The following is a 26,651-nucleotide window of genomic DNA, read 5'->3' on the forward strand; positions in this document are numbered from 1 at the left end:
GTATGACGAAAATGCGTGTTTATGAATATGCCAAAGAGAAAAATGTAACCAGTAAAGATGTATTAACGAAATTACAGAATATGAATATAGAGGTCTCAAACCATATGTCCACGATTTCAGACGATACCAAAACTCGTCTTGATGGTGTGTACAATAAAGGAAAAAGTGACCAGAACCCTCAAGCAAAGGGAGCAGAAAAGAAACAAAATAACTCACAAGGTTCTGCGAAACCATCTAGTAACCAAAAGGATGGCGGTCAGAAAAAACGTGAGAAAGATCAGGATAATCGTATGAATAAAAACACTAAAAATAACAACAAAAAGCAAAACCAAAATAACAAACGAAATAACCGTGGCGGCCAAAACCGTAACAATCAACAACAGCGTCCGCAGGCTAAGAAACCTCAACTGCCGGAGAAAATCACGTACACAGGTAGTTTGCAGGTATCAGAGCTAGCTGAAAAACTTTCCAGAGAGTCTTCTGAAATTATTAAGAAGTTAATGTTCTCTGGCGTAATGGCTACAAAAAACCAGGATCTAGATCCTGACACCATTGAACTAATCTGTGATGAATACGGTGTGAAAGCTGAAGAAGAGATCGTAGTAGACGAAACAGACTTCGAAAACTACATTGCTGATGACGAGCCTGCTGATCTAGTAGAACGTCCGTCAGTCGTAACAATCATGGGACACGTTGACCATGGTAAAACAACTCTTCTTGATTCCATTCGTAAAACGAAAGTAACAGCAGGGGAAGCTGGAGGAATCACACAGCACATTGGAGCGTATCAAGTAGAGGAAAACGATAAAAAGATCACATTCCTTGATACACCAGGTCACGCAGCATTTACTAGTATGCGATCTCGTGGAGCTCAGGTAACAGATATTGCGATCTTAGTTGTAGCAGCAGACGATGGGGTTATGCCTCAGACTAAAGAAGCAATTAACCACGCTCAAGCTGCTGAAGTTCCTATTATTGTAGCTGTTAATAAAATGGATAAAGAGGGTGCAAACCCAGATCGTGTGAAACAGGAGCTTATGGAATACAACTTAGTTCCTGAAGAGTACGGAGGAGAGACGATCTTCGTTGAACTTTCAGCTGTTAAAGGGGAAGGAATCGATGATCTTCTAGAAATGATCGTACTTGTTTCAGAAGTAGAAGAGTTAAAAGCAAATCCAGATCGCCTAGCTATGGGTACTGTTATTGAAGCAGAATTAGATAAAGGTCGCGGTTCTGTCGCAACATTACTTGTACAAAATGGTACATTAAACGTAGGAGATCCAATTGTCGTTGGAAATACGTTTGGACGTGTCCGTGCGATGGTAAATGACTTAGGACGTCGTGTGAAAGTGGCTCCACCTTCTACACCAGTTGAAATCACTGGACTAAACGGTGTGCCTCAAGCAGGAGATCGCTTCGTAGCGTTTGATGATGAGAAGAAAGCCCGCCAGGTTGGGGAAGCTCGTCAACAGCGTATGATTGAGGAAAATCGTGGAGAAAAAGCAAAAGTTAGCCTTGATGATTTATTCGAACAAATTAAACAAGGCGATATGAAAGAAATTAATATTATTATTAAAGCGGATGTACAAGGTTCTGCAGAAGCCCTTGCTTCTTCCTTACAACAAATTGATGTAGAGGGTGTGAAGGTTAAGATCATTCACACAGGTGTTGGTGCAATTACAGAGTCTGATATTATCTTAGCTTCAGCATCTAACGCGATTGTGATAGGCTTTAATGTTCGTCCGGATGTAAATGCTAAGCGTACAGCAGAATCTGAAGACGTAGACATTCGACTTCACCGTATTATCTATAAGGTAATGGAAGAAATCGAAAGTGCTATGACAGGTCTTCTAGACCCAGAATTTGAAGAGAAAATCGTAGGTCAAGCAGAAGTTCGTGAAATCTTCAAAGTTTCTAAAGTTGGAACAATTGCCGGAAGCTATGTAACAGAAGGTGTTATCAAGCGTGAAGGTGGCGTCCGTCTTATTCGTGATGGTATTGTCCAATATGAAGGCGAGATTGATGCATTAAAGCGTTATAAAGATGATGCCAAGACCGTACAAAAAGGGTATGAATGTGGTATAACAATCAAAAACTACAATGATATCCGTGAAGGTGACATTATCGAAGCTTTCGAAATGCAGGAGATCGAACGTAAGTGATTGTCTCAGTAGAAATAGAATGCCTCATTTATGATGCTCATTCCTTAAAAGAAAAGCGTTCGGTTTTGCGCCGAATCTTAACTAGAGCTCATAATGAGTATAATGTTGCTGTTGCAGAATTGGATCACCAAGATGTTTGGCAACGAACGGGTCTTGGCTTTGTCACGATCTCTAGTGACAAAGTTCAGGCTGAAAAAGAGATCAATCGAGTGTTAGCGATGATCGACTCTTTTCCAGAAATTGAACGCACGACAACAAATTTGGAATGGTTGTAGCCCTCCCTCAGAACAAAGAGGTGAAAAATAATGAGTGATTTAAGAGCAAACCGTGTCGGTGAACAAATGAAAAAAGAAATGGGAGATATTATTAGTCGAAAGATTAAAGATCCTCGCATTGGATTTGTCACAGTCACAGAAGTAAAAGTAACTGGTGACTTGCAGCAAGCTAAAGTGTATATCTCAGTTTTAGGTGATGAAAAACAAAAACAAGATACACTAATCGGCTTGGCTAAAGCGAAAGGATTTATTCGCTCCGAAATTGGAAGAAGAATTCGCCTTCGCAAAACACCAGAAATTACGTTTGAATTTGATGAAGCTGTTGAATACGGAAATCGTATCGAAACAATTCTACAAGATTTAAATGATACAAACGAATAAAATTCTGGTAAGAGGGTGTCCCACAAGGGGGCTGCTCCCCAAAATGTGGCGTACAAGTATGTACACATCAGGGGGACTGTCCCTTAAAGGGGCACTCTTTTTGTTTGTAATAAAATCTATACATATTTACGTGAATAAGGTGAGGGGGCTTTTATGATGAACGGGATCATCCCTTTATGGAAACCAAAAGGCATGACATCACACGATTGTGTAATGAAGATGAGAGGTATATTAAGAACAAAAAAAGTGGGCCACACTGGCACTCTTGACCCGGATGTGGAAGGGGTTCTCCCAATGTGTGTTGGGATGGCAACCAAAATCTCTTCTTATGTAACGGAGTCTGAAAAAGTATATAAAGCAGAAGTAACTCTGGGAACAGCTACCGAAACAGAGGATCAAACTGGTTCTATCATCTCTGAAAAGATAGTAGAAGAAATAAACATGAGTGATATAACAAGTGTGTTAAAATCATTTACGGGTACAATCACTCAGATCCCCCCTATGTATTCTGCTGTGCGTGTAGATGGTAAACGTTTGTATGAATATGCTAGAGAAGGATTGGAAGTAGAAAGACCTAAAAGAACAGTTCAGATCTATGATATAAATCTAACATCTGAAGAAGTATCTTATCATGACGGAAAAGCTTCCTTTACCATCGATATTACATGCTCAAAAGGTACTTATATCCGTACGCTCTGTGTGGATATAGGTAAAAAGCTCGGATACCCTTCTCATATGTCTTCATTGGTCCGTACTGCTTCTGGTTCGTTTACAGAAAGTGAGTCATTCACGTTTGAACAGATAGAAGAGGCAAGAGATGAGCAAAACATCCATCAGCTCCTGCAGCCTTTAGAGAGAGGTGTGCGCCATCTTGATAACCTGTTTGTAGAAGAGGGAAAAGAAGATCAAGTATATCATGGCACCGTTTTCCCTAAGCCGTCTAAATTGCCAGATACCAATCCATTCGGTATGGTTAGTCAAGAAGGCAAACTACTTGCGATTTATCAAGTACACCCAAACAAACCACATTTAATCAAGCCAGTCCGTGTCTTTCAATACGAATGAAACGTATAAGGAAAAGAGGGTGAGAGGAAATGGAAATTTATGAACTAAAACATCCCCATAAACTTAATAAACAAGACCTGCCTGAAACCGTATTAGCTGTAGGTTATTTTGATGGGGTTCATCGCGGACATCAGGAGGTCATTCGAACAGCTAAACAAATAGCTGATGAAACAGGTCGAACTAGTGCTGTTATGACCTTTCATCCTCATCCGTCTGTTGTCTTGAAGAAAGAAACCCAGCATGTGAAATACATTACTCCTCTAGAGGATAAAATAAAGGTCTTTGAAGATTTAGGGATTGATCGTGTATATCTTGTTGAGTTTAACAAAAATTTAGCAAGTTTATCCCCTCAAGATTTTGTGAATCACTATTTTATAGGTTTACATGTGTCTCACGTTGTGGCAGGTTTTGATTTCACATATGGACGAATGGGGAAAGGAACTATGGATACCCTCCCTACACACGGAGGAGAAAAGTTATCTCAAACGGTCGTATCTAAAGTGACAGAGCATGAGGAAAAAATAAGTTCTACATTAATCAGAGAATCAATTAAGGAAGGAAACATCTCTTTAGCGAATGATCTGCTTGGACGCCCCTATCAAATTCGTGGCACTGTGATTACAGGGGATCAAAGGGGACGTACGATTGGTTTTCCTACTGCTAACCTTTCTGTATCAGAAGACTACCTGCTTCCTAAAGTAGGAGTATATGCAGTAAGAGTTGTCCACAATAATTCTTCACATTATGGAATGGCGAATATAGGGTATAAACCAACCTTCCAAGACATAAAAGTACTCTCTGTTGAAATTAACTTATTTGATTTTGAGGCGGACTTATATGGTCAAGAGTTAACAGTAGAATGGCATGAATTCATAAGGAATGAAGTGAAATTTAACGGAGTGGATCATCTAATCAATCAACTTCAGAAAGACGAAGCCGAAATTCGTAACTTTTTTGCTTAGAATTCCCGCTTCCCCTTGCATTTTTCCTTAAAAACATGTACATTAATAGTTGTGCTGCATGCACAGGAACCATCGCTTGGCAAGTCGAAATCACCGACGCTTGCTAGGGGATAGGGGTTCGATAAAATTTTAGGAGGTGAATAGGATGGCTATCACACAAGAACGTAAGAATGAAATCATTAGTAAGTTCAAGACACATGAAAACGATACTGGATCCGCTGAGGTTCAAATCGCTGTCCTTACTGAAAAGATTACAAAATTAAACGAGCATTTACGTACTCATAAGCAAGATCACCACTCTCGTCGTGGTCTTCTAAAAATGGTAGGTAAACGTCGTAACCTTTTAAACTATTTACGTAACAAAGATGTAACTCGTTACCGTGAATTAATTAAAGAACTAGGCCTACGTCGTTAAGTAGTAAAAAGCGGGATGATTTCCCGCTTTTTCTATAGCTAAAATTAATACATAAGAGGAATCTTATGCACAATAAGAATGAGAATAAAAGATCGAGTATGAGAGGTGTTAACATACAAATGGCAGAAGAAAAACAAATTTTCTCCACTGAAATTGCTGGCCGCCCTTTACGTATTGATATTGGAGAGTTAGCTAAACAAGCAAGTGGAGCATGTATGGTGCAATACGGAGACACATCTGTTCTAGCAACCGCAACAGGATCTAAAGAGCCAAAAGATTTGCCGTTTTTCCCTCTTACTGTAAATTACGAAGAGCGATTATATGCTGTAGGTAAAATCCCTGGTGGATTTATTAAGCGTGAAGGACGTCCAAGTGAGAAAGCAGTTCTTGCTTCACGTCTTATTGACCGCCCAATCCGCCCGCTTTTCCCTGACGGCTTTCGTAATGAAGTACAAGTAATTAGTACAGTGATGAGTGTGGATCAGGATTGTTCTTCAGAAATGGCTGCAATGTTAGGGTCATCCCTTGCATTATCTATTTCAGACCTTCCATTTAGCGGTCCAATTGCAGGTGTAATTGTAGGTCGTGTTGATGGAGAGTTTATCATCAACCCTACGATTGAACAACAAGAAAACAGCGACATTCAACTAACAGTAGCTGGTACAAAAGATGCTGTTAACATGGTAGAAGCAGGAGCGGATGAAGTACCTGAGGAAGTCATGTTAGAAGCAATTATGTTTGGTCATGAAGAAATCAAGCGCCTTGTTGCTTTCCAAGAAGAAGTAGTAGAAGCAGTTGGTAAAGCTAAACGTGAGGTAACGCTGTTTGAGCTTGATGCAGATATCGTTGAAGAAGTTGAAGGTAAAGCTAAAGACGCACTAATTAAAGCTATTCAGACAGAAGAAAAGCATGCGCGTGACGAAGCCATCACAGAAGTAAAGAACAACGTGGTTGCTGAGTACGAAGAAGCTGAGGCTGAAAGCGAAAAGATTAGTCAAGTCAAATCTGTGCTTGATAAGATCGTTAAAGAAGAAGTACGTCGCTTAATTACGAAAGAAAAGGTTCGTCCAGACGGGCGTAAACCAGAAGAAATCCGTTCATTGTCTTCTCGTGTAGGCGTCTTACCACGCACACACGGTTCTGGACTGTTTACTCGTGGACAAACCCAAGCGTTAAGCATTTGTACACTTGGTGCTCTAGGTGATGTTCAGATCCTTGATGGCCTTGACCTAGAAGAATCAAAACGCTTCATGCACCACTACAACTTCCCACACTTTAGTGTAGGTGAAACAGGCCCGATGCGTGGACCAGGTCGTCGTGAAATTGGTCACGGTGCATTAGGTGAGCGTGCTCTTGAGAAAGTTGTACCATCAGAAGAAGACTTCCCTTATACGGTACGTCTTGTGTCAGAAGTGTTAGAATCTAATGGTTCAACGTCACAAGCAAGTATTTGTGCAAGTACACTTGCAATGATGGATGCTGGTGTTCCGATTAAAGCACCTGTAGCTGGTATTGCGATGGGTCTTGTGAAATCAGGCGAAGATTATACAGTTCTTACTGATATTCAAGGTATGGAAGACTTCCTTGGAGACATGGACTTTAAAGTGGCAGGTACAGAAAAAGGTGTTACGGCTCTACAAATGGATATTAAGATTGAAGGTCTATCTCGCTCAATTCTAGAGGATGCACTTACACAGGCGAAAGCTGGACGTAAAGAAATCCTAGATAGTATGATGGCTACAATTGAACAACCACGTGAAGAGCTTTCTGCATACGCTCCGAAAATTCTTACCATGGCAATCAAACCTGATAAGATTCGTGACGTTATCGGACCAAGTGGTAAACAAATCAACAAGATTATCGAAGAAACAGGTGTTAAAATCGATATCGAGCAAGACGGTAAAATCTTCATCTCATCTACAGATGCAGCAGCGAACCGTAATGCAAAACAGATCATTGAAGACCTGGTTAAAGAGGTTGAGGTTGGAGAAATTTACCTTGGTACTGTTAAACGTATCGAAAAGTTCGGTGCTTTCGTTGAGCTATTTAAAGGGAAAGATGGGTTAGTGCACATTTCTCAATTAGCTGAAGAACGAGTTGGTAAAGTAGAAGACGTGGTAGCAATTGGTGATCAATTGAAGGTTAAAGTTAAAGAGATCGACAACCAAGGTCGCGTCAACCTATCTCACAAAGACGTTATCATTGAAGAGAAGAAACAACAAGAAACTACAGAGTAGTTTAGCAAAAAGGAGCTGGCGAGCCAGTTTCTTTTTTTATACATAATTAATTGATGCATTTTAGATGTTGGTTTTTGTGGCTGCGCTTTTCAAGTGTCCAGCTCCGGCTCCTAGCCCCTAGCGTCATAAGCAATCTGTCTGCAGGACGCTTGCGCGAACTTCTGTCAGCTTGCTTATGCGGGCCTGCAGGACGCCGGTCAGTTCGGCGTTGTCACAGGAGGTGACGTTTTTAGTCGAACCTCCTCTTAAGCTGACCAGTCGCCTGCGCTTTTCTGTGATGTCTAGCTCCGGCGGGGAGGGCCTAGCGAGATAAGCAATCTACCTCCAGTCTGCTATGCAGACTTACAGTAGCTTGCTTATCCGTACGGCCCTGGGCACCCCGCCTGCGCTTTTCGGTTCTACCTTGTCCTTTCTTCACATAGGTTGTGTTAGAGGGGAGTGGTGGTGATGAGGCGGTTTGTGCCGATTGTGGTGTTTGTTTGTATGGTGCTGGTTTCTTATAAGGCGTTTGAGAATCCTTATTCCTCTTCTTATTTGACGAGTATGAAGGAGCAAGTGACACCTGTTGCGAATACGGAGGATGCGCTTTATAAAGAGATTGAAGAGAAGGCTCAAGAATTTGAGAAACCTGCTGAGGATGCAGTCATTCATGATGTGTGGAAGAAGATGCCTGGGTTAAATGGTCTCGAGGTAAACATTGACCAATCTTATAAAAAAATGAAAAAGAAAGGTACGTTTGATGAATCTTTACTGGTATATAAACAAACTAAACCAGAAGTTTCTCTAAACGATTTACCTGCAGCTCCTATATTTAGAGGTCATCCCGACAAACAAATGGTCTCTTTAAATATTAACGTTTCATGGGGAGAGGAATATATTCCCGATATCTTAAACATACTTAAAAAGAATAAAGTGAAAGCTACGTTTTTCATTGAAGGAAAATGGGCCAATAAGAATGTAGAACTAGTTGAGATGATTCAAGATGAGGGCCATGAAATTGGAAACCACGCATATAACCATCCTGATATGGCGAAAATATCTAGAGATGAAATACAAAAACAAATAAAACAGACGAACGATATCCTTCAAGCTATTACGGGGGAAAAGCCAAAATGGTTTGCTCCTCCAAGTGGTAGTTGGACAGATGAGGTTGTCGAACAGGCGGACCTTTTAGGGATGGAGACAATTTTGTGGACAGTTGACACAGTAGATTGGAAAAAGCCTGCACCAGACGTTATGGTCGGAAGGGTTATGAGCAAGTTAGAAGGTGGATCTTTTGTACTTATGCATCCAACAACATCTGTGCAAAATGGATTAAACGACCTTATTTTGAAAATTAAACAAAAAGGCTATACAATAGATACAGTCACCAAAATGTTAAATGAGAAACGCTTAAAGTAATTTACTCATCGATTAAGCACTATTTTAGGAGGATGACCTTTGGTTAAAAAATATACCTGCTCCAACGGGCTTAGAATCGTATTGGAGGAAATCTCGAACGTCCGCTCTGTTACCATTGGAGTATGGGTGAAAACGGGATCAAGAAATGAACAAGAACAAAATAATGGAATCTCTCATTTTATTGAGCATATGTTTTTTAAAGGAACTAAGACACGTTCCGCTCGTGAAATAGCTGAGAGTTTTGATTCAATTGGCGGACAAGTTAACGCCTTTACTTCAAAAGAATATACGTGCTACTACGCAAAAGTGTTAGATACACATGCGAAAAAAGCTCTCGACATATTATCAGACATGTTCTTTAACTCGACGTTTGATAAAACAGAAATGGACCGTGAGAAGAAAGTAGTTCTTGAAGAAATCAAAATGTATGAGGATACACCTGATGATATCGTACACGATTTGTTGGCCCAGGCCACATATGGCAACCATCCATTAGGTTATCCGATATTAGGAACAGAAGAAACGCTAAAATCATTCACACCAGAATCTATTAGGTCTTATATGGATCAACAATATGTTCCTGAGAATGTAGTGGTTTCGGTAGCGGGAAATGTTGACGAATCATTCTTTAAAGACGTGGAAGATCGCTTTGGAGACTATACGAGTCAACACAGTCCAGATCCATTTACTAAACCTGCTTTCAAAACAGGCGCTATTCGTCGCAAAAAGGATACAGAACAAGCCCATCTTTGCTTAGGGTATGATGGTCTTCCAATTGGGGATGACCGCGTATTCAGCTTAGTCGTTTTGAATAATGTGTTAGGTGGCAGTATGAGCTCTAGATTGTTTCAGGAAGTTCGTGAACAACGAGGGTTAGCTTATTCGATTTTCTCTTATCACAGTTCTCACGCAGACAGCGGGCTCTTAACGATTTATGGTGGTACAGGGAAAGATCAATTAGGTGTGCTTCAAGAAACAATCGATACCACGGTTAATGAATTTATTCGTGATGGCTTAACTAATAAAGAGCTTGAAAACAGTAAAGAGCAACTAAAAGGAAGTATTATGCTAGGACTTGAGAGTACCAATAGCCGGATGAGTCGAAATGGTAAAAATGAACTCATGCTAGGTCGTCATCGTACGCTCGATGAAATGGTTGCTCAAATTGATAGCGTAACCCATGATTCTGTAGACCATGTCTTAAAAGCTGTGTTTACTGGCAATCAATCTTCTTCTATTATTTCACCGATTGAAGAGTAGTTGGCGTTCATACGACGTTCCTTTACTTCATACAGTTTTATAAAGGAGCGATGACTATGAGATATCGTGAGCTTAGTGGGAAAGAAATTGTAGATGTAAGACATGGCTCTAGACTCGGTGTGTTGGGGCAAACGGACTTAGAAATTGACCCGAACACAGGAAACATCCATTCTTTCATTATTCCTAACTACAAATGGTTTGGAATGAAAAAAGAAGGTGCTGAGATAAAACTTCATTGGGCCGATATTCAAAAAATCGGGGATGACATGATTATCATTGATCCAAAAGATTAAAATGCTGTTCTCCTCCCATATGAATAGCCCATAAACCGCTCTGAGTTATATAACTCAGAGCGGTTTTTTTATTTCTTCTATTCTAACTCCTACTCTTTTCTATAACACGATTGATTATTGTACTATTCAACAATAGGGCAGAATTGTTGAAGACTCGAAGCTGAGAGAATGATCCCGTTAGCTTTAATTGAGTGTAAGGCGGGCCTGGAAACCACTCGCTTTCCTGTGGGGGAGCTGGTGAGCCTCCTCATCCGGCAGGGCAGGGATTCCGGGGTTACACCTAGGCTCTCCTGCCCACGAGAGTCTCGCAGTTTCCAGGCCCACCTTTGCTATATATGGTGTAACGGAAACTGTCATATGTGGAAAACCTGCCACTTTCACCATCCTTAAGATGCGAGGCCGTTCGTAAAACTAGAGCCAGGAGTGTCTGGGGAACGGGGAGACTCCTGCGGGAGAAAGAGGTCGACGAGACCCCGGACTGAACGTAGTGAAGGAGGAGGCTCGACAGCTCGCCCGCGGAAAGCGAGTCGTTCCCCAGACACTCCAAGCACTCAACAAACGTAACGGCCCTATCTACACATATAAGAGGGCTTATGCGGAATACCATTCCTTTTAGGAAAGGGAAGAAAAGATGATTTACATAAGACATTCACCATTCGATTTCACCCCTCATAGGATAGGAGAGAATCACGAGATATTATTCCATGCAAGGCGAGGTGAATGGAATGCTAACTGGATATACAATTGGAATTCTAGGTGGAGATGCGAGGCAATTGGAGGTTATTCGCAGATTAAGTGAATGGGATGCGACCTTAATTCTTACAGGTTTCGATCAACTGGATCACGGTTTTACAGGGGCGAAGCAAGTCGATTTCGATGAAGTGGATCCTGGTAGGCTTGATGCAGTCATTCTACCTGTGCCAGGAACAAACCAAGATGGGAAGATCGATACAATCTTTTCGAATCAATCTCTTTCCTTAACGAAGGAGTGGATAGAGAAGACACCAAAGCACTGTCTGTTCTTTACCGGGATTACAAATAAATATTTAACAGGCATTACAGATGAAACAAAGCGAACGCTGATTCCTTTATTCGATCGAAATGACGTGGCTATTTATAATTCTATTCCAACCGTAGAAGGAACCATTATGATGGCGATCCAACACACAGATTTTACAATCCACTCTTCGAAAGTAACGATATTGGGGCTTGGGCGTGTTGGAATGAGTGTAGCCCGTGTGTTTGCATCTCTTGGAGCAAAAGTTAAAGTCGGAGCAAGAAAGTCAGAGGATCTTGCACGTATATCAGAAATGGGGCTCACACCGTTTCCTATAAAAGATATAAAAGATCATACACAAGACAGTGATATTGTCATTAATACTATACCTGCTCATGTAGTAACGGCAAGTGTCATCCAAACGATGCCAACGCATACTTTAATTATTGATTTGGCATCTAAACCTGGTGGAACTGATTTTCGTTATGCAGAAAAGCGAGGTGTGAAGGCACTTCTAGCTCCAGGATTGCCTGGTATCGTTGCGCCAAAGACAGCGGGTAATATTTTGGCGAATGTAGTTACTCAAATTATTATAGAAAAACTAGGTGAAGGGAGTTCATAAGTATGTCACTTAAGGGGAAAACAATTGGTTTTGGTTTAACAGGTTCGCATTGCACGTATTCAGAGGTCTTTCCGCAAATGCAGAAACTTATGGATTTAGGTGCTACTGTGGTACCTGTAGTGTCATATACAGTTCAGAAGACAGATACGTATTTTGGGGAAGCAGCAGAACATTTAAAGAAGATAGAAGAGATCACAGGAGAAAAGTTAATCTCGACTATACCTGAAGCGGAGCCCCTTGGACCAAAACGCCCACTAGATTGTATGGTAATCGCTCCGTTAACTGGAAACTCAATGAGCAAAATGGCAAATGCATTAACAGACAGTCCTGTTTTGATGGCGGCCAAAGCGACTCTTCGAAATCAAAGTCCAGTCGTATTAGCCATTTCCACAAACGACGCTCTAGGACTAAATGGGGTTAATTTAATGAGACTAATGGCAACTAAGAATATATTCTTTGTACCTTATGGTCAAGATGATCCCGTTAAAAAACCAAATTCTATGGTTGCGCGTATGGACTCACTTGTAGAGACCATAGAAGCCGCTCTTGAATTTAAGCAAGTTCAGCCTGTAATTATTGAGAGATGATGATAGAAATAGGTATCTTGAAGATTTGGGGTTGTGGTAGAATATAAAGTAATCTTTTTATATAGATGTAGGAAGAAAACGTAAGGACGAAGGGAGAACATACTATGGTCGAAAATAAAAAATATCATGTAGCAGTTGTCGGAGCAACAGGGGCAGTAGGAGAAAAGATGATCGAAACATTAGCCGATCGTAATTTCCCAATTGAAACCTTAACGTTGTTATCATCCAAGCGCTCTGCTGGTAAACGCGTGCGCTTTCAAGATAAAGAAATTATTGTGCAAGAAGCAACACCTGAAAGCTTTGAAGGAGTAGATATTGCTCTATTCTCTGCAGGGGGTTCAATTTCTAAATCTTTAGCACCTGAAGCCGTTAAACGAGGGGCTGTCGTTGTCGACAACACGAGTGCATACCGAATGGATCCTGATGTACCTCTTGTCGTGCCTGAAGTGAATGAAGGGGACCTTGCTAACCATAATGGTATTATCGCAAACCCGAACTGTTCAACCATCCAAATGGTGGCAGCACTTGAACCAATTCGAAATTCATACGGGTTAAACCGCGTTATTGTATCAACTTACCAAGCTGTTTCTGGTGCAGGGAATCCAGCGAATGACGAATTGAGAGCTCAATCAGAAGCATATTTGAAAGGTGAAGAAATGCAAGCTGAAGTCCTTCCAGTTGGTGGGGATGAGCACCATTATCCAATCGCTTTCAATGCACTTCCTCAAATTGATAAATTCCAAGAGAATGGATATACATTTGAAGAAATGAAAATGATTAATGAAACGAAAAAAATAATGCATATGAATGAATTACCTGTAGCGGCAACTTGCGTTAGACTACCGTTCTTTACTTCACATGCTGAAAGTGTTTATATTGAAGTAGAAACGGATAATGTAACAGTTGAAGCTTTAAAAGAAGCGATTGCCAATGCTCCAGGATTAGTTTTAGAAGATGATCCTAGTAATCAAGTTTACCCTACTCCTTTAAATGCGACAGGTAAACGTGATGTATTCGTAGGTCGTATTCGTAAAGACTTAGATCAGTCTCGTGGCTTCCATATGTGGGTTGTTTCTGATAACCTACTTAAAGGTGCTGCATGGAACTCTGTACAGATTGCAGAGAGTCTAGTTCAAAACGAGTGGCTTTCAAAGTAAGAATTTAGTAGATTCATTGTGAAGACGGCAGGCAGCGTAGCGAACATCCGTTGACTGCCGTCTGATTCTTTATGAGCAATAATCATTTCCATGTAGCAGCTTTTATTACCTGTTAGGGTAATAGGGAGATTAAACAACAAGAAAAGATAATTAGAGGTGTCCTTATGAAGATTTTAGTTCAAAAGTTTGGAGGCACTTCGGTAAAAGACGAAGAGAGTCGAGAGAAGGCTATTGCCCACGTTCAGAAGGCGCGTGCTGAGGGTTATAAAGTCGTCGTTGTCGTATCGGCAATGGGACGCAAAGGAGATCCTTATGCAACAGATAGCCTTTTAGGTCTTATCGATTTCCCAAACACAAACTCATCGAAAAGAGAACAAGATTTATTAACTTCTTGTGGCGAAATCATTTCTTCAGTCGTTTTCTCTAATGAGTTGCAAAACGTTGGCGTAAGCTCTGTTGCTTTAACAGGTGCTCAGGCTGGTTTTGTGACGAGTAATGATTTTACCGAAGCAAAGATTCGAGCAATGAATCCAGAACGCATTATGCAGGAACTCCAGTATTCAGATGTTGCCGTTGTAGCTGGTTTCCAGGGCCAAACTGAATCTGGTGATGTTACTACAATTGGCCGTGGAGGAAGCGACACTTCTGCAGCAGCACTAGGGGCTGCATTAGATGCAGAGTATATTGATATTTTTACAGATGTAGAAGGTATTATGACAGCTGATCCAAGGATCGTTGAGACGGCAAGACCTCTCAAGGTTATGACTTATAATGAAATTGTTAACTTAGCTTATCAAGGAGCAAAAGTCATACATCCAAGAGCAGTTGAAATAGCTATGCAAGCAAAGGTGCCAATTCGAGTGCGCTCGACTTATTCAGATGATTTCGGTACACTTGTGACGCAATCTAGACATGATGGGAGAGGGAAAGATATTCCAGATCGCCCGGTAACAGGAATTGCTCATTTGTCTGGGATTGCGCAGATTAAAGTATTTGCTAAAGATGAGCCTTATCAACTCCAGTCTGAGGTATTTAAATCAATGGCTGAAGCAGGAATCTCTGTGGACTTTATTAATATCTCCCCTAAGGGCGTTGTATACACGATCCCGGATATGTACACCTCTAAAGCGCGTGAGATCTTAGAAGCACTAGGTTATGAACCGGAAATTACTCATAATTGTGCGAAAGTCTCTACCGTTGGAGCTGGAATAACAGGGGTGCCTGGTATTGCAGCTAAAATTGTGCATACTCTAACATCTGCAGGAGTGCAAATCTTGCAATCTGCAGATAGCCATACGACCATTTGGGTACTTGTAAAAGATGAAGATCTTAAACAAGCTGTGAATGCCCTTCATAAAACATTTGAACTACAATTAGACGAATAATGAAAGAAAGGAGCATTTATTTATGAATTTTGGGAATGTATTGACAGCTATGGTGACTCCGTTTGACAATCGTGGGAATCTAGATTTAGATAAGACCACACAACTCGTCAACTACTTAATTGAGAATGGATCTGATGGTCTTGTTATTGCAGGGACTACAGGCGAATCACCTACGTTAACTTCAGAAGAAAAGATTGCTTTATGTAAACACGTTGTTAGCATCGTTGATAAACGAGTGCCTGTTATTGCAGGAACCGGAAGTAACAACACACATGCTACAATTGAATTAACGAAAAAAGCAGAACAAACTGGTGTAGATGGTATTATGCTAGTGACTCCTTATTACAACAAACCGAGCCAAGAAGGGCTTTATCAGCACTTCAGTACTATTGCTAAAGAAACATCTTTACCAATTATGCTCTATAACATCCCTGGACGTTCTGTTGTTAATATAGATGTAGATACAATCACCCGCTTGTCAAAAATTGAAAACATTGTTTCTGTTAAAGATGCTAGTGGTGACTTGGACACTATGACAGAATTGATTTCCAATACAGACGAAGGTTTTAGCGTTTATAGTGGTGAGGATAGCCTTACACTTCCTTCTGTAGCTATTGGCGCAAATGGCATTGTGTCGGTATCTGCTCATGTAATCGGTAATGAAATGCAAGAGATGATCCGCGAATTACGAGAAGGAGATTCCCGTAAAGCAGCGAAACTTCATCAAAAGATCCTTCCCGTGATGAATGCTTGCTTCATGGCTCCATCTCCAACACCTGTTAAAACAGCTCTTCAAATGAAAGGATTAGATGTAGGCGGAGTGCGCCTTCCACTTATTCCTTTATCAGCAGAAGAGAGAAACACACTATCTAATGCTCTAGCTCCATTTAAATAATTGTAAGCTCCCTGATCTACTTTTCAGGGAGCTTTTATTATGTATTATATAATTTACATATCATTAGTCACTTTTAAAGTGTAAGCGTTGTTATTTATGACTAAGAGCTTTCTTCAAGAATAGGTCAGGATTGTAGGAGACTAGAAACTGAGACAATGTTTCCGGTTGAATTGTTAGAGCGTTAGGGGGGAATAACTCGCTTTCGGCTGCCCCACACGACGTGACGGTCTTAGTCGAACTTCCTCCTTCACTAATGAGGCTCCCACTGTCGCAGGACTCTCACAATTTCTCGACCACTTCTCCTTATTAGACTTAACGGAAACATACCGTATGCGATACAAGTTCGCACTTAAGCGTCTGGGCCGTTTGTGCAAAATGTAGCCAGGGGTGTCTGGGGAACGGGGAGACTCCTGCGGGAGAAAGAGGTCGACGAGACCCCGCAAGGTGGTCTTCCCGAGGAGGCTCGACAGCTCGCCCGCGGAAAGCGAGCCGTTCCCCAGACACCCCAAGCACTATTCAAATGTAACGGCCCTATCTATACAAAATTGTCTCAACTTCGAGTATTCCATATAAGAGGGCTTATATGGAACAAAACCTTAAAAACAAAAACAGCCTACTACTAAAAATTGCAACCAAATTAGAGAACTAAATATAAATTAGCCTGGTTTAATAAGTGTATTTTGTAAACGGTGCATGCTTCTTTTTCAGTTCGCTCATACTAGGGATAATGATGAAAGGAGCGAGTTATTATGGGAAAAGAAGAAACGCCAAAAAAGGGCCAAGACCAGGAGCAAGAACAGGATCAAAATTCTCAATCTTCGTTAATGCAAAAAATTCAACAGCTAGGTCAATCCAATGTACCGCAAGCACCAGACTCAAACATTCACATTTTACCTATTATTGGGCAAGTAGAGGGACATGTACAACTTCCTCCTAAAAATAAAACTACAAAATATGAGCATTTAATACCTCAAATTATTGCTATCGAACAAAACCCTAAAATTGAAGGGGTCATTGTCTTGTTAAATACCGTCGGAGGAGACGTGGAAGCGGGTCTTGCTATATCTGAGATGATTGCTTCCTTATCAAAGCCTTCTGTTTCTATAGTACTAGGAGGAGGACACTCTATTGGAGTACCGATTGCTGTAGCTACAAATTATTCTTTTATAGCAGAGACGGCTACTATGACCATTCACCCTATTCGATTAACAGGCCTTGTAATTGGTGTACCTCAGACATTTGAGTACTTAGATAAGATGCAGGAGCGTGTTATTAATTTTGTGACACATCACTCAAACGTATCAGAAGAGAAATTTAAAGATTTAATGTTTGCAAAGGGAAATTTAACTCGTGATATAGGGACGAACGTTATCGGAGATGATGCAGTTGAGTGTGGTTTGATTGATGCAGTTGGTGGAGTGAGTCAAGCAATGAAGAAACTAAATGAGTTAATTGATGAAAATAAACAAAAAGAACAGCAGGTGATCCAATGATCCATTACACTCCTTTGAGTGACTATGACATTATTGAAGATGACTTATCAAGCTATGAGAAGCACCAAACGATGTCGATAAATGGTAAGATGTGTAGGGTTGAACAACTTGATGATGGATCTTATCAACTCGTTCAATTGCTATCTACAGATCCTCAGGATTATTTAAATCAACAGTATTTACCAGGTACAATTCTAACAAACGGCCTAAGTACCTAAGGAACGGGTATATTTGTTCGCTTCTTTTTATGCTATAATAGGGTCTGAAGGATTGCCTATCCAAACGAGGCATACTTTGGAATGAAAGTCCTGTAACAGCTTATGTTGCAGGATTTCTTGTTCTTTTTTCAGAAATATTATAGTAGCTAAGAGATGGAAGTTGCTTATTTGGTTGAGCAATTTACTATACTTGCTTGAAAGATGGTGAGCGAATGGCGAAAAAACGTCAAAAAAAGAAACAAAAGAAAACACAAGTAAAAGATCAGGTTAAGTTTGAACTTATAGGTCTGTTATTTATATTTTTATCCGTCTTCGGTAGTGGTGCCAGTGCAATTTCCGGTGGAGCAATTCCGAATAGTTTAGAACATTTATTCCAATTCTTTTTTGGAGTATGGTACTTTTTTGTCTCTATTTTTCTATTTGTAGTAGGGATTTACTTAATGGTGCAGCGAAAATGGCCTATGTTCTTACATAAACGATTTGTAGGCTTTTATATTTTATTTGCAGCCATACTCCTCTTAACTCATGTTCAAACATTTGAAGCGGTGATGAAAGATAATGTCGAGCCCTCCATATTAAAGGTTACCTGGAACCATTTCCAAGCCTACAATCAAGGAGCCTTAGCATCCTCTCAATTAGGGGGAGGTTTAATCGGGGGAAGCTTGTTTGCATTTACCTATTATTTATTCGCACCAACAGGGGCGAAGATTGTTTCAGTCTTTGCGATGATTGTAGGCGTATTATTCTTAACAGAGATTTCTCTAGGAGACCTGTTAAGGAGTGTGCTAGGTAAAGGAAAAGAGTTTATGGGGCATCAGTGGTCTTCTGTAAAAGAACAACGAGAGCAATATAAAGAAAAACGTCAAAGAGATAGAGATGAACAGAAAGACGAGGAAGAAGCTCCGATTGAGTATGGGAATGGAAGTAAGAAAGACAAACAAAAAGAGCCTGAGTCAGAATCAGAGGAAGCACTTTCGTCCCCTATTATTCAAGACTTTACGGACAATGCATATAAACAAGAGAAAACTTCTGAACAGCAACCCACTGCTCAGAGCTCTCAAGAAGCTCCAACAGACGAGGAAGGTTTAGCTGAAACGTTACCTCTTACAGAAATGGAAAACGTGGACTATCAGTTACCTTCCTTGGACTTATTAGCAGAACCGACTCAAAACACCCAGCAACAAGAACGTTCTAAGATACAAGCTACCGTTAAAAAACTTGAACAAACATTCCATAGTTTTGGTGTGAAAGCAAAAGTGACGAAGGTCCATGTGGGACCATCGGTAACGAAATATGAGGTCTATCCTGATGTTGGTGTGAAGGTAAGTAAGATTGTAAACTTACATGATGATCTTGCTCTTGCATTAGCAGCTAAAGATATTCGTATAGAAGCCCCTATACCAGGGAAGTCAGCTGTAGGGATCGAAGTTCCAAATCAAGAAGTCGCAATGGTTAGCTTAAGAGAAGTGATAGAGCCTCATCAGATTCAATCGGATTCTAAACTATTATTTGGACTCGGAAGGGATATCTCAGGTGATGCCATTGTTTCTGAGTTAAATAAGATGCCTCACTTATTAGTGGCAGGTGCTACAGGTAGCGGTAAGAGTGTGTGTATTAATGGAATTATTACAAGCATTTTAATGAGAGCCAAACCTCATGAAGTAAAAATGATGATGATTGACCCTAAGAAAGTAGAACTTAATGTTTATAACGGTATACCCCATCTTTTAGCTCCTGTTGTTACAGATCCTAAGAAAGCGTCCCGTGCTTTGAAGAAAGTAGTTTCTGAGATGGAAAGAAGATATGAACTGTTTTCAGATACGGCTACGAGGAATATTGAAGGTTACAATGAACATATAAGGAAACACAATGCTGAGAGTGAGGACTCTCAGCCTCAACTTCCTTACATTGTAGTTTTAGTTGATGAACTTGCAGACTTAATGATGGTTGCATCAAATGAGGTAGAAGATGCTATTACCCGTCTCGCTCAAATGGCGCGTGCTGCAGGTATTCATCTTATTATTGCTACGCAGCGCCCATCTGTTGATGTTATTACAGGGGTTATTAAAGCTAATATCCCTTCTAGAATTGCCTTTAGCGTATCTTCACAAACGGATTCCAGGACGATCTTAGATTCCGGTGGAGCTGAGAAACTACTTGGGCGAGGAGATATGTTATTCATCCCTGTAGGTTCTTCAAAACCAACTCGTGTTCAAGGAGCGTTCTTATCTGATGAAGAAGTAGAACGTATTGTTGATCATTGTGTAGAACAACAAAAAGCTCAATATGAGGAAGAAATGATACCTGAAGAAGAAAGTGAAGTAAAACAAGAAGTGGACGACGATTTATATGATGATGCTGTGTCCTTAGTATTAGAAATGCAAAGCGCTAGCGTATCAATGTTACAACGAAGATTCCGAATAGGTTATACTCGTGCTGCAAGATTAATTGATGCTATGGAAGATCGTAAAGTTGTAGGACCATATGAGGGCAGTAAGCCAAGAGAGGTTCTTGTTTCACAATCATCAGAAGAAATATCATCCTAAAGAAAGACACTATTGTGTCTTTCTTTTTTTTATGTCATACAGAATAAAGGAAGCGCTTACGTTCTTTTGTGCCGGTGAAAAAGGCATGTGAACGGAAATGGAATGATGTCAGAAAAGAGGATATTTTGATAAAAATAGTAGAATTCTATTTATTTATGCTCATAAAAGTGTTATATTAATCTCGAATATGATGAGTCGAACGTCAGATGTCAGATCTCTTATAAGAGAAAACGCTTGGAGTGAACTACACATGAGTATAAGAACAGATACACGCCATTTATATTTACAAGTCATTGATCAAATTAAGAAAGATATCGATAACGGAACCTATAAAGAGAGGGAGAAGCTTCCTTCTGAGTTTCAGTTATCGAAGTTACTAGGTGTTTCAAGAGCTACATTGCGTGAGGCTTTGAGAATATTAGAAGAAGAGAATATAGTAACTAGACGTCACGGTGTAGGGACTTTTGTGAACGCTAAGCCAATCTTCTCATCAGGTATTGAAGAATTGTTTAGTGTTACTGAGATGATCGAAAGAGGCGGCATGAAACCTGGTAGTCAATATTTGTCTACTGAGATTTTGGAAGCTACTGAAGAGGACGCTAAAAAATTTTATCCATTTCATGTCGAAAAATTAGCAAAAGTCGAAAGAGTCAGAACAGCGGACGGTGAACCCGTTGTTTATTGTGTGGATAAAATTCCAAAAGGATTAATTCCGTTAGAGCACGTACACAAAGAAGATTCAATGTTTCAGTTGTTAGAGGAATATAGTGAGAAAGTTGTAGGGTATGCCGTCACGTTTATTGAACCAGTAGGATATCAGGAGCGTATCTCTACAATATTAAATTGTGATCCAGACCAACCCCTTCTTTTATTAAAACAAATGCATTATACAACAGATGACGAGCCGGTTCTGTATTCTAGTAACTTCTTCAGGGCAGATACGTTTGGATTCCATGTGTTGCGAAAAAGAGTGTAAGGGTTTACATATTTGTCTTGATCTTAAGGAGGTGGTGGGCCTAAGCGGAAGCAGGTCGTATGAATAGTCTTTAATCTATTAATCTTTTAAATTCGTAGGGGGTAATGAATTTGAAACAAAGCCGTATTTTATTATTTGCGTTACTATTAGCGCTTGGCATGATTCTAGCTGCATGTGGTTCTTCGGATGATGCTTCTACAGATTCTGATAGTGGTTCTGACAATGAAGAGACTGAAGAAACAGATACAAATTCAGATGATGGTTCATCAGAAGGTACATCAAGTGATAACAGTGACTTCTCTGTAGCAATGGTTACGGATGTTGGTGGTGTAGACGATAAATCGTTTAACCAATCAGCATGGGAAGGCCTTAAGCAGTTTGGTAATGATAATGGATATGAAGAAGGAAAAGGATACACATACTTACAGTCAAATGAAGCAACAGACTATGCTCCAAACTTAAATCGCCTTGTCCAACAAGGATATAACTTAATTTATGGTATTGGTTACAAACTACATGATGACATTGAGAATGTTGCAAAGCAAAATCCAGACACTCATTTCTCCATTGTAGATGACGTTGTTGAACAACCTAACGTTGCTAGTATCACGTTCAAAGAACATCAAGGTTCTTTCCTAGTAGGTGTTGCAGCAGCTAAGAAGACTCAAACAGACAAGATTGGCTTTGTCGGCGGTGTAGATGGTTTCCTTATTAACAAATTCGAAGCAGGATTCGTTGCAGGAGCTAAATCTGTAAACCCTGACATCGAAGTTGAGGTACAGTATGCAGGTGGATTCGATCAACCAGCAAAAGGAAAATCAATCGCTAGTAACATGTATAATAGCGGAATCGATATTATCTATCATGCATCAGGTGGTACGGGTGTTGGAGTCTTCAACCAAGCAAAAAATATTAAGCAAAACGACCCTTCAGAAGAAGTATGGGTAATCGGTGTTGACCGTGACCAGTATGAAGAAGGTCAGGTTGGTGACAACAATGTAACGTTTACTTCTATGATTAAACGCGTTGATATTGCTGTAGCGGACGTTGCTGAACAAGCAATGAACGGTGAATTCCCAGGCGGAGAGCAAATTGCTTACGGTCTTAGTGATGACGCGGTAAGTGTAGCTGAAACAAACGAAGAAGCATATACAGATGAAATTAAAGAAGCTGTGAAAGAATGGAAAGACAAAATTACTAGTGGTGAGGTAGAAGTTCCTCAAGATCGTGACGAACTTGAGACTTATGTAAACAACTTGTAAAAATGGAAATAGGGAAGAAGAGGCTGGTCTTTTCTTGTGAGTCAGCCTCTTTAGTACCGTTTTATAGTAAGAAAAGTCATCAAATGAAAAGGATATCCGACAACCGGCCTTTTTCATTTGCTGATTTTAACCTTTTGTTTGGATTTTTCAGACAGGTGGAAAGGAGAACTCGATATTCTGTTAGGATATCGTGTTTTCTAATGGAAGTGGGGGAGTGAACAAAGTGGACTATGTTATTGAAATGTTAAATATCCGTAAAGAATTTCCTGGAATAGTAGCCAACGATAACATTAACTTACAAGTGGAAAAAGGCGAAATCCACGCTTTATTGGGGGAAAATGGAGCTGGGAAATCAACATTAATGAACGTGTTATTTGGATTATATCAACCAGAGAAAGGCGAAATTCGTGTCAATGGAAAGCCGGTTAAGATTACTAATCCTAATATTGCAAATGAAATGGGTATCGGGATGGTGCACCAACACTTTATGCTTGTTGATACGTTTAGTGTAACTGAAAATATTATTTTAGGATCAGAACCCAAGAAATCAGGAACAGTCGACATAAGAAAGGCTGAAGCTGAAGTGCAAGAGATTTCTGAGCGTTACGGGCTTAAAGTGGATCCAACAGCAAAGATTAAAGATATATCTGTAGGGATGCAACAAAGGGTAGAAATCTTAAAGACGCTTTATCGAGGTGCTGATATCCTTATCCTTGACGAACCTACAGCCGTTCTTACACCGCAGGAAATTCATGAATTAATTGAGATTATGAGAACCCTTATTAAAGAAGGAAAATCCATTATTTTAATTACACATAAGCTAAAAGAGATTATGGAAGTGTGTGATCGTTGTACTGTTATACGAAAGGGACAAGGCATTGGTACAGTAGACGTTAAAGAAACTTCTACAACGGAACTCGCATCATTAATGGTAGGGCGAGAAGTTAGCTTCCGTACAGAGAAGACCCCTGCACACCCTAAAGAAGAAATTCTTAAAATTTCTGATCTTCGTGTCAAAGATGCAAGGGGAGCGGAAATGGTCAAAGGGTTACACCTTGAAGTTAAAGCGGGTGAAATAGTTGGGATAGCTGGAGTAGATGGAAATGGTCAGAGTGAACTTATTGAAGCAGTAGCGGGACTAAGAAAGGTCGAATCTGGGTCAATACTACTAAATAATGAATCTATCACTCATTTTACTCCACGAAAAGTAACAGAATCAGGTGTGGCGCATATACCTCAAGATAGGCATAAATTTGGGCTTGTCCTTGATTTTCCGATTGGGGAAAATATGGTTTTACAAAACTACTATCAAAAGCCTTATTCTTCTATGGGAGTTTTAAATTATAAAGAAATTTATAAGCAAGCCAATAAACTGATTAAAGAATATGATGTTCGTACTCCAAATGAACATACCCCAGCTCGTGCTTTATCAGGAGGGAATCAGCAGAAAGCCATTATAGGTCGAGAGGTAGATCGGTCTCCTGATCTTTTAATTGCAGCTCAGCCAACTCGTGGATTGGACGTTGGGGCTATTGAATTCATTCATAGGAAATTAATCGAAGAACGAGATAAAGGAAAAGCAGTATTACTTTTATCATTTGAACTTGAAGAAATTATGAATGTAAGTGACCGTATTGCTATTATGTTTGACGGTCAAATCGTAGCTAATGTAAAACCAGAGGATACGACTGAACAAGAATTAGGGTTGTTAATGGCCGGAAGCCAAGTGGAAAAGAAAGCAGGTGAAAGCTGATGCTCAGAGATCAACGGTTTATCAATGTTTTAATCCCCATCATTTCGGTCATTCTGGGGTTATTGGCTGGTGCCATTATTATGCTTAGCTTTGGCTATAATCCTGTTGAAGGATACAGTGCATTATATGAAGGTGCATTTGGAAATTCCTACTTTATAGGTGAAACGTTTGTTAAAGTAACGCCTCTTATTTTATCGGGAATTGCTGTTGCTTTCGCATTTAGAACTGGTTTATTCAATATCGGAGTAGAAGGGCAAGTGTTTGTAGGGTGGTTAGCATCTGTATGGGTAGGTATTTCTTTTGAAGCACCTATGATTATTCACCTTCCACTTGCTATTTTATCTGCAGGTGTAGCGGGTGCACTCTGGGGATTCGTTCCAGGTTTTCTAAAAGCCAAGTTTGGGGTTCATGAAGTAATTGTCTCCATTATGATGAATTATATCGCGCTTTACACATGTAATGCTTTAATTCGGAATGTTTTAACAGATCGATTAGACAGTACAGATCGTGTCGCTGATTCAGCTTCGTTATCTTCACAGATGTTTTATAACTGGACAGGCTCTCGTCTTCACTGGGGAGCAATCATTGCTCTTGCTCTTGCATTTGTGATGTGGTTTATTTTAGAAAAAACGACAAAAGGATATGAACTTAGGTCTGTTGGATTCAATCAAAATGCTTCCAATTATGCTGGGATGAACGTTAACCGTAATATTGTTTACTCATTTTTGATTTCTGGTTCATTCGCAGGTGTTGCAGGTGCAATGCAGGGTCTCGGTACATATGGGAACATGTTTGTTCAATCTAGTTTCACAAATATTGGTTTTGACGGGATCGCCGTAGCATTACTTGGTGGTAATACTGCTCTTGGTTCTGTCTTTGGAGCTTTCCTATTTGGAACGCTTAAGAATGGAGCGGGAAGCATGCCGCTTGTGGCAAACATCCCTAAAGAGTTAGTCGATATCATTGTCGCTTTAATTATTTTCTTTGTTGCATCAGGCTATATCATTCGTTGGGCTTTAACGCGCTTTAAAAGGGAGGGGAAATAAATGAATATCATTGATATTTTACTAGCGATTATTCCGGTAACGATTTTCTATGCTGCCCCTCTCATTTTAACGGCGCTTGGTGGGGTCTTTAGTGAACGTGCTGGTGTTGTAAATATTGGACTTGAAGGACTAATGGTTATGGGAGCCTTTACAGCTATCGTAACTAATTTAATGATGGCTGATACACTCGGGAGTTTTACACCTTACGCTTCACTTTTGCTAGCGGCTATTATCTCTGGACTTTTTGCAATAATCCATGCTGTAGCATCGGTATCTTTTCGTGCAGATCAGGTAGTAAGTGGGGTCGCTATAAACTTCCTTGCTCTCGGCGTTTCCTTATTTTTAGTTCAAGAACTATACGGTGCGGGTCAAACCGGTCAAGTCTCAAGGCCAATTTACTCAAATGATATACCTATCTTAAGTGATATTCCGATTATTGGAGAGATGTTCTTTACTCACCATGTTACATCTTATGTCGCTGTACTATTAGCATTTATTGTATGGTTTATTATTTTCAAAACTCCATTTGGTTTACGTTTACGCTCTGTAGGGGAACATCCAATGGCAGCTGATACCAATGGTATTAATGTGTATCGCACGCGTTATATTGGCGTAATCTTATCAGGGGTATTCGCAGGTCTTGGTGGAGGCGTATTTGCTTTAACCATTACAGGAAACTTCTCTGGTGCTACCATAAGTGGTCAAGGATTTATGGCTCTTGCAGCTATGATCTTTGGTAAATGGCACCCATTAGGAGCGATGGGGGCAGCATTTTTCTTTGGTTTCGCACAAAGTTTGAGTGATGTAGCAGCTGGAATACCTTTACTAGAGAGCATTCCATCTGTGTTCTTGTTAATTGCTCCTTATGTACTCACGATACTTGCCTTAGCTGGTTTTATAGGACGAGCTGAAGCTCCTAAAGCAATTGGAACACCTTATATAAAAGGCAGTCGATAATCCCAAATAATTAGAGCAACAGATAGATGCTCAAGCCCCCAATGATTCATTTCGTTGGGGGCTTTATTATTCCTCTCCACTTCCCCTTGAATCCTCTTACCAGTTCCTTCTATGGTTACAGAGGTTGCAGGTCAATATTTTCTTCTATACATATTTCATATAGTTAAGCCATCTTAAAAGTATTTTTAAAGAATGGTCGGTCATGATACATTAATATGTGAAAATTCAGACAAATAAAGAGGTAAGTTTCGGTTTTTTTTACTCTGTTTTTGTAAGCGTTTTCTTCAAGAGGGGAGGATGAGCTAA

23 protein-coding genes are annotated in these 26,651 nt (G+C 40.1%); all 23 read left to right on the forward strand.

Annotation, left to right across the window (positions count from 1 at the left end; translation table 11 throughout):
• Positions 1-2: 2 nt before the first annotated feature.
• The 23 genes from infB to ACYX4O_RS09490 all read left to right on the forward strand — a co-directional run bounded on the left by infB (position 3) and on the right by ACYX4O_RS09490 (position 26,345).
• A complete protein-coding gene (infB, locus tag ACYX4O_RS09380; RefSeq protein ID WP_476356617.1) occupies positions 3-2,162 on the forward strand; it encodes a translation initiation factor IF-2 in 2,160 nt (719 codons plus the stop codon).
• Positions 2,159-2,437: a DUF503 domain-containing protein gene (locus ACYX4O_RS09385; RefSeq protein WP_188649814.1), complete on the forward strand. Its 279-nt coding sequence runs from the start codon at positions 2,159-2,161 to the stop codon at positions 2,435-2,437. Before infB ends, ACYX4O_RS09385 begins: the two co-directional genes overlap by 4 nt.
• A gap of 30 nt (positions 2,438-2,467) precedes the next feature.
• Entirely contained in the window at positions 2,468-2,818 is a 351-nt protein-coding gene (rbfA, locus tag ACYX4O_RS09390; RefSeq protein WP_188649816.1) for a 30S ribosome-binding factor RbfA, read from the forward strand.
• A 156-nt stretch (positions 2,819-2,974) separates the two neighbouring features.
• Positions 2,975-3,883, forward strand: a complete 909-nt coding sequence (gene truB / locus ACYX4O_RS09395) for a tRNA pseudouridine(55) synthase TruB (RefSeq protein WP_476356620.1) — start codon at positions 2,975-2,977, stop codon at positions 3,881-3,883.
• A gap of 29 nt (positions 3,884-3,912) precedes the next feature.
• Positions 3,913-4,845: a bifunctional riboflavin kinase/FAD synthetase gene (gene ribF, locus ACYX4O_RS09400; RefSeq protein ID WP_476356622.1), complete on the forward strand. Its 933-nt coding sequence runs from the start codon at positions 3,913-3,915 to the stop codon at positions 4,843-4,845.
• Between the two features lie 145 nt (positions 4,846-4,990).
• Complete coding sequence (gene rpsO / locus ACYX4O_RS09405) at positions 4,991-5,260, forward strand: 30S ribosomal protein S15 (protein WP_036778804.1); 270 nt, start codon at positions 4,991-4,993, stop codon at positions 5,258-5,260.
• A gap of 119 nt (positions 5,261-5,379) precedes the next feature.
• The gene (pnp, locus tag ACYX4O_RS09410) at positions 5,380-7,497 is read left to right on the forward strand and encodes a polyribonucleotide nucleotidyltransferase (protein WP_476357067.1); all 2,118 of its coding nucleotides are present in this window, start codon (positions 5,380-5,382) and stop codon (positions 7,495-7,497) included.
• Positions 7,498-7,941: 444 nt separating this feature from the next.
• On the forward strand, positions 7,942-8,898 hold the full coding sequence (locus tag ACYX4O_RS09415) for a polysaccharide deacetylase family protein (protein WP_476356625.1): 957 nt from the start codon (positions 7,942-7,944) through the stop codon (positions 8,896-8,898).
• Between the two features lie 39 nt (positions 8,899-8,937).
• Positions 8,938-10,158, forward strand: a complete 1,221-nt coding sequence (locus ACYX4O_RS09420) for a M16 family metallopeptidase (RefSeq protein ID WP_476356627.1) — start codon at positions 8,938-8,940, stop codon at positions 10,156-10,158.
• 56 nt (positions 10,159-10,214) lie between these two features.
• Positions 10,215-10,451, forward strand: coding sequence for a YlmC/YmxH family sporulation protein (locus ACYX4O_RS09425; protein WP_476356629.1), 237 nt, complete (start codon positions 10,215-10,217; stop codon positions 10,449-10,451).
• A gap of 725 nt (positions 10,452-11,176) precedes the next feature.
• Entirely contained in the window at positions 11,177-12,070 is an 894-nt protein-coding gene (gene dpaA / locus ACYX4O_RS09430) for a dipicolinic acid synthetase subunit A (RefSeq protein ID WP_476357069.1), read from the forward strand.
• Between the two features lie 2 nt (positions 12,071-12,072).
• Complete coding sequence (gene dpaB / locus ACYX4O_RS09435) at positions 12,073-12,657, forward strand: dipicolinate synthase subunit B (RefSeq protein WP_036778812.1); 585 nt, start codon at positions 12,073-12,075, stop codon at positions 12,655-12,657.
• Positions 12,658-12,761: 104 nt separating this feature from the next.
• Complete coding sequence (gene asd / locus ACYX4O_RS09440; protein WP_476356631.1) at positions 12,762-13,814, forward strand: aspartate-semialdehyde dehydrogenase; 1,053 nt, start codon at positions 12,762-12,764, stop codon at positions 13,812-13,814.
• Between the two features lie 164 nt (positions 13,815-13,978).
• Positions 13,979-15,199: an aspartate kinase gene (gene dapG, locus ACYX4O_RS09445; protein ID WP_476356633.1), complete on the forward strand. Its 1,221-nt coding sequence runs from the start codon at positions 13,979-13,981 to the stop codon at positions 15,197-15,199.
• A gap of 22 nt (positions 15,200-15,221) precedes the next feature.
• Complete coding sequence (dapA, locus tag ACYX4O_RS09450; RefSeq protein WP_476356635.1) at positions 15,222-16,094, forward strand: 4-hydroxy-tetrahydrodipicolinate synthase; 873 nt, start codon at positions 15,222-15,224, stop codon at positions 16,092-16,094.
• Positions 16,095-16,843: 749 nt separating this feature from the next.
• Positions 16,844-17,587 (forward strand): ClpP family protease, encoded by a 744-nt coding sequence (locus ACYX4O_RS09455; protein WP_476356637.1) that lies wholly within the window; start codon positions 16,844-16,846, stop codon positions 17,585-17,587.
• On the forward strand, positions 17,584-17,805 hold the full coding sequence (locus ACYX4O_RS09460; protein ID WP_476356639.1) for a YlzJ-like family protein: 222 nt from the start codon (positions 17,584-17,586) through the stop codon (positions 17,803-17,805). The genes ACYX4O_RS09455 and ACYX4O_RS09460 overlap by 4 nt, the downstream gene beginning before the upstream one ends.
• Positions 17,806-18,017: 212 nt before the next feature.
• Positions 18,018-20,351: a DNA translocase FtsK gene (locus tag ACYX4O_RS09465; protein WP_476356641.1), complete on the forward strand. Its 2,334-nt coding sequence runs from the start codon at positions 18,018-18,020 to the stop codon at positions 20,349-20,351.
• A 250-nt stretch (positions 20,352-20,601) separates the two neighbouring features.
• A complete protein-coding gene (locus tag ACYX4O_RS09470; protein ID WP_476356643.1) occupies positions 20,602-21,327 on the forward strand; it encodes a GntR family transcriptional regulator in 726 nt (241 codons plus the stop codon).
• A 104-nt stretch (positions 21,328-21,431) separates the two neighbouring features.
• Positions 21,432-22,589, forward strand: coding sequence for a BMP family lipoprotein (locus ACYX4O_RS09475; RefSeq protein WP_476356645.1), 1,158 nt, complete (start codon positions 21,432-21,434; stop codon positions 22,587-22,589).
• Positions 22,590-22,812: 223 nt separating this feature from the next.
• Positions 22,813-24,342 (forward strand): ABC transporter ATP-binding protein, encoded by a 1,530-nt coding sequence (locus ACYX4O_RS09480; RefSeq protein WP_476357071.1) that lies wholly within the window; start codon positions 22,813-22,815, stop codon positions 24,340-24,342.
• Complete coding sequence (locus tag ACYX4O_RS09485; RefSeq protein ID WP_476356647.1) at positions 24,342-25,388, forward strand: ABC transporter permease; 1,047 nt, start codon at positions 24,342-24,344, stop codon at positions 25,386-25,388. The genes ACYX4O_RS09480 and ACYX4O_RS09485 overlap by 1 nt, the downstream gene beginning before the upstream one ends.
• The gene (locus ACYX4O_RS09490) at positions 25,389-26,345 is read left to right on the forward strand and encodes an ABC transporter permease (RefSeq protein ID WP_476356649.1); all 957 of its coding nucleotides are present in this window, start codon (positions 25,389-25,391) and stop codon (positions 26,343-26,345) included.
• Positions 26,346-26,651 lie beyond the last annotated feature (306 nt).

The organism is Pontibacillus sp. ABV4_188 (assembly GCF_056311905.1).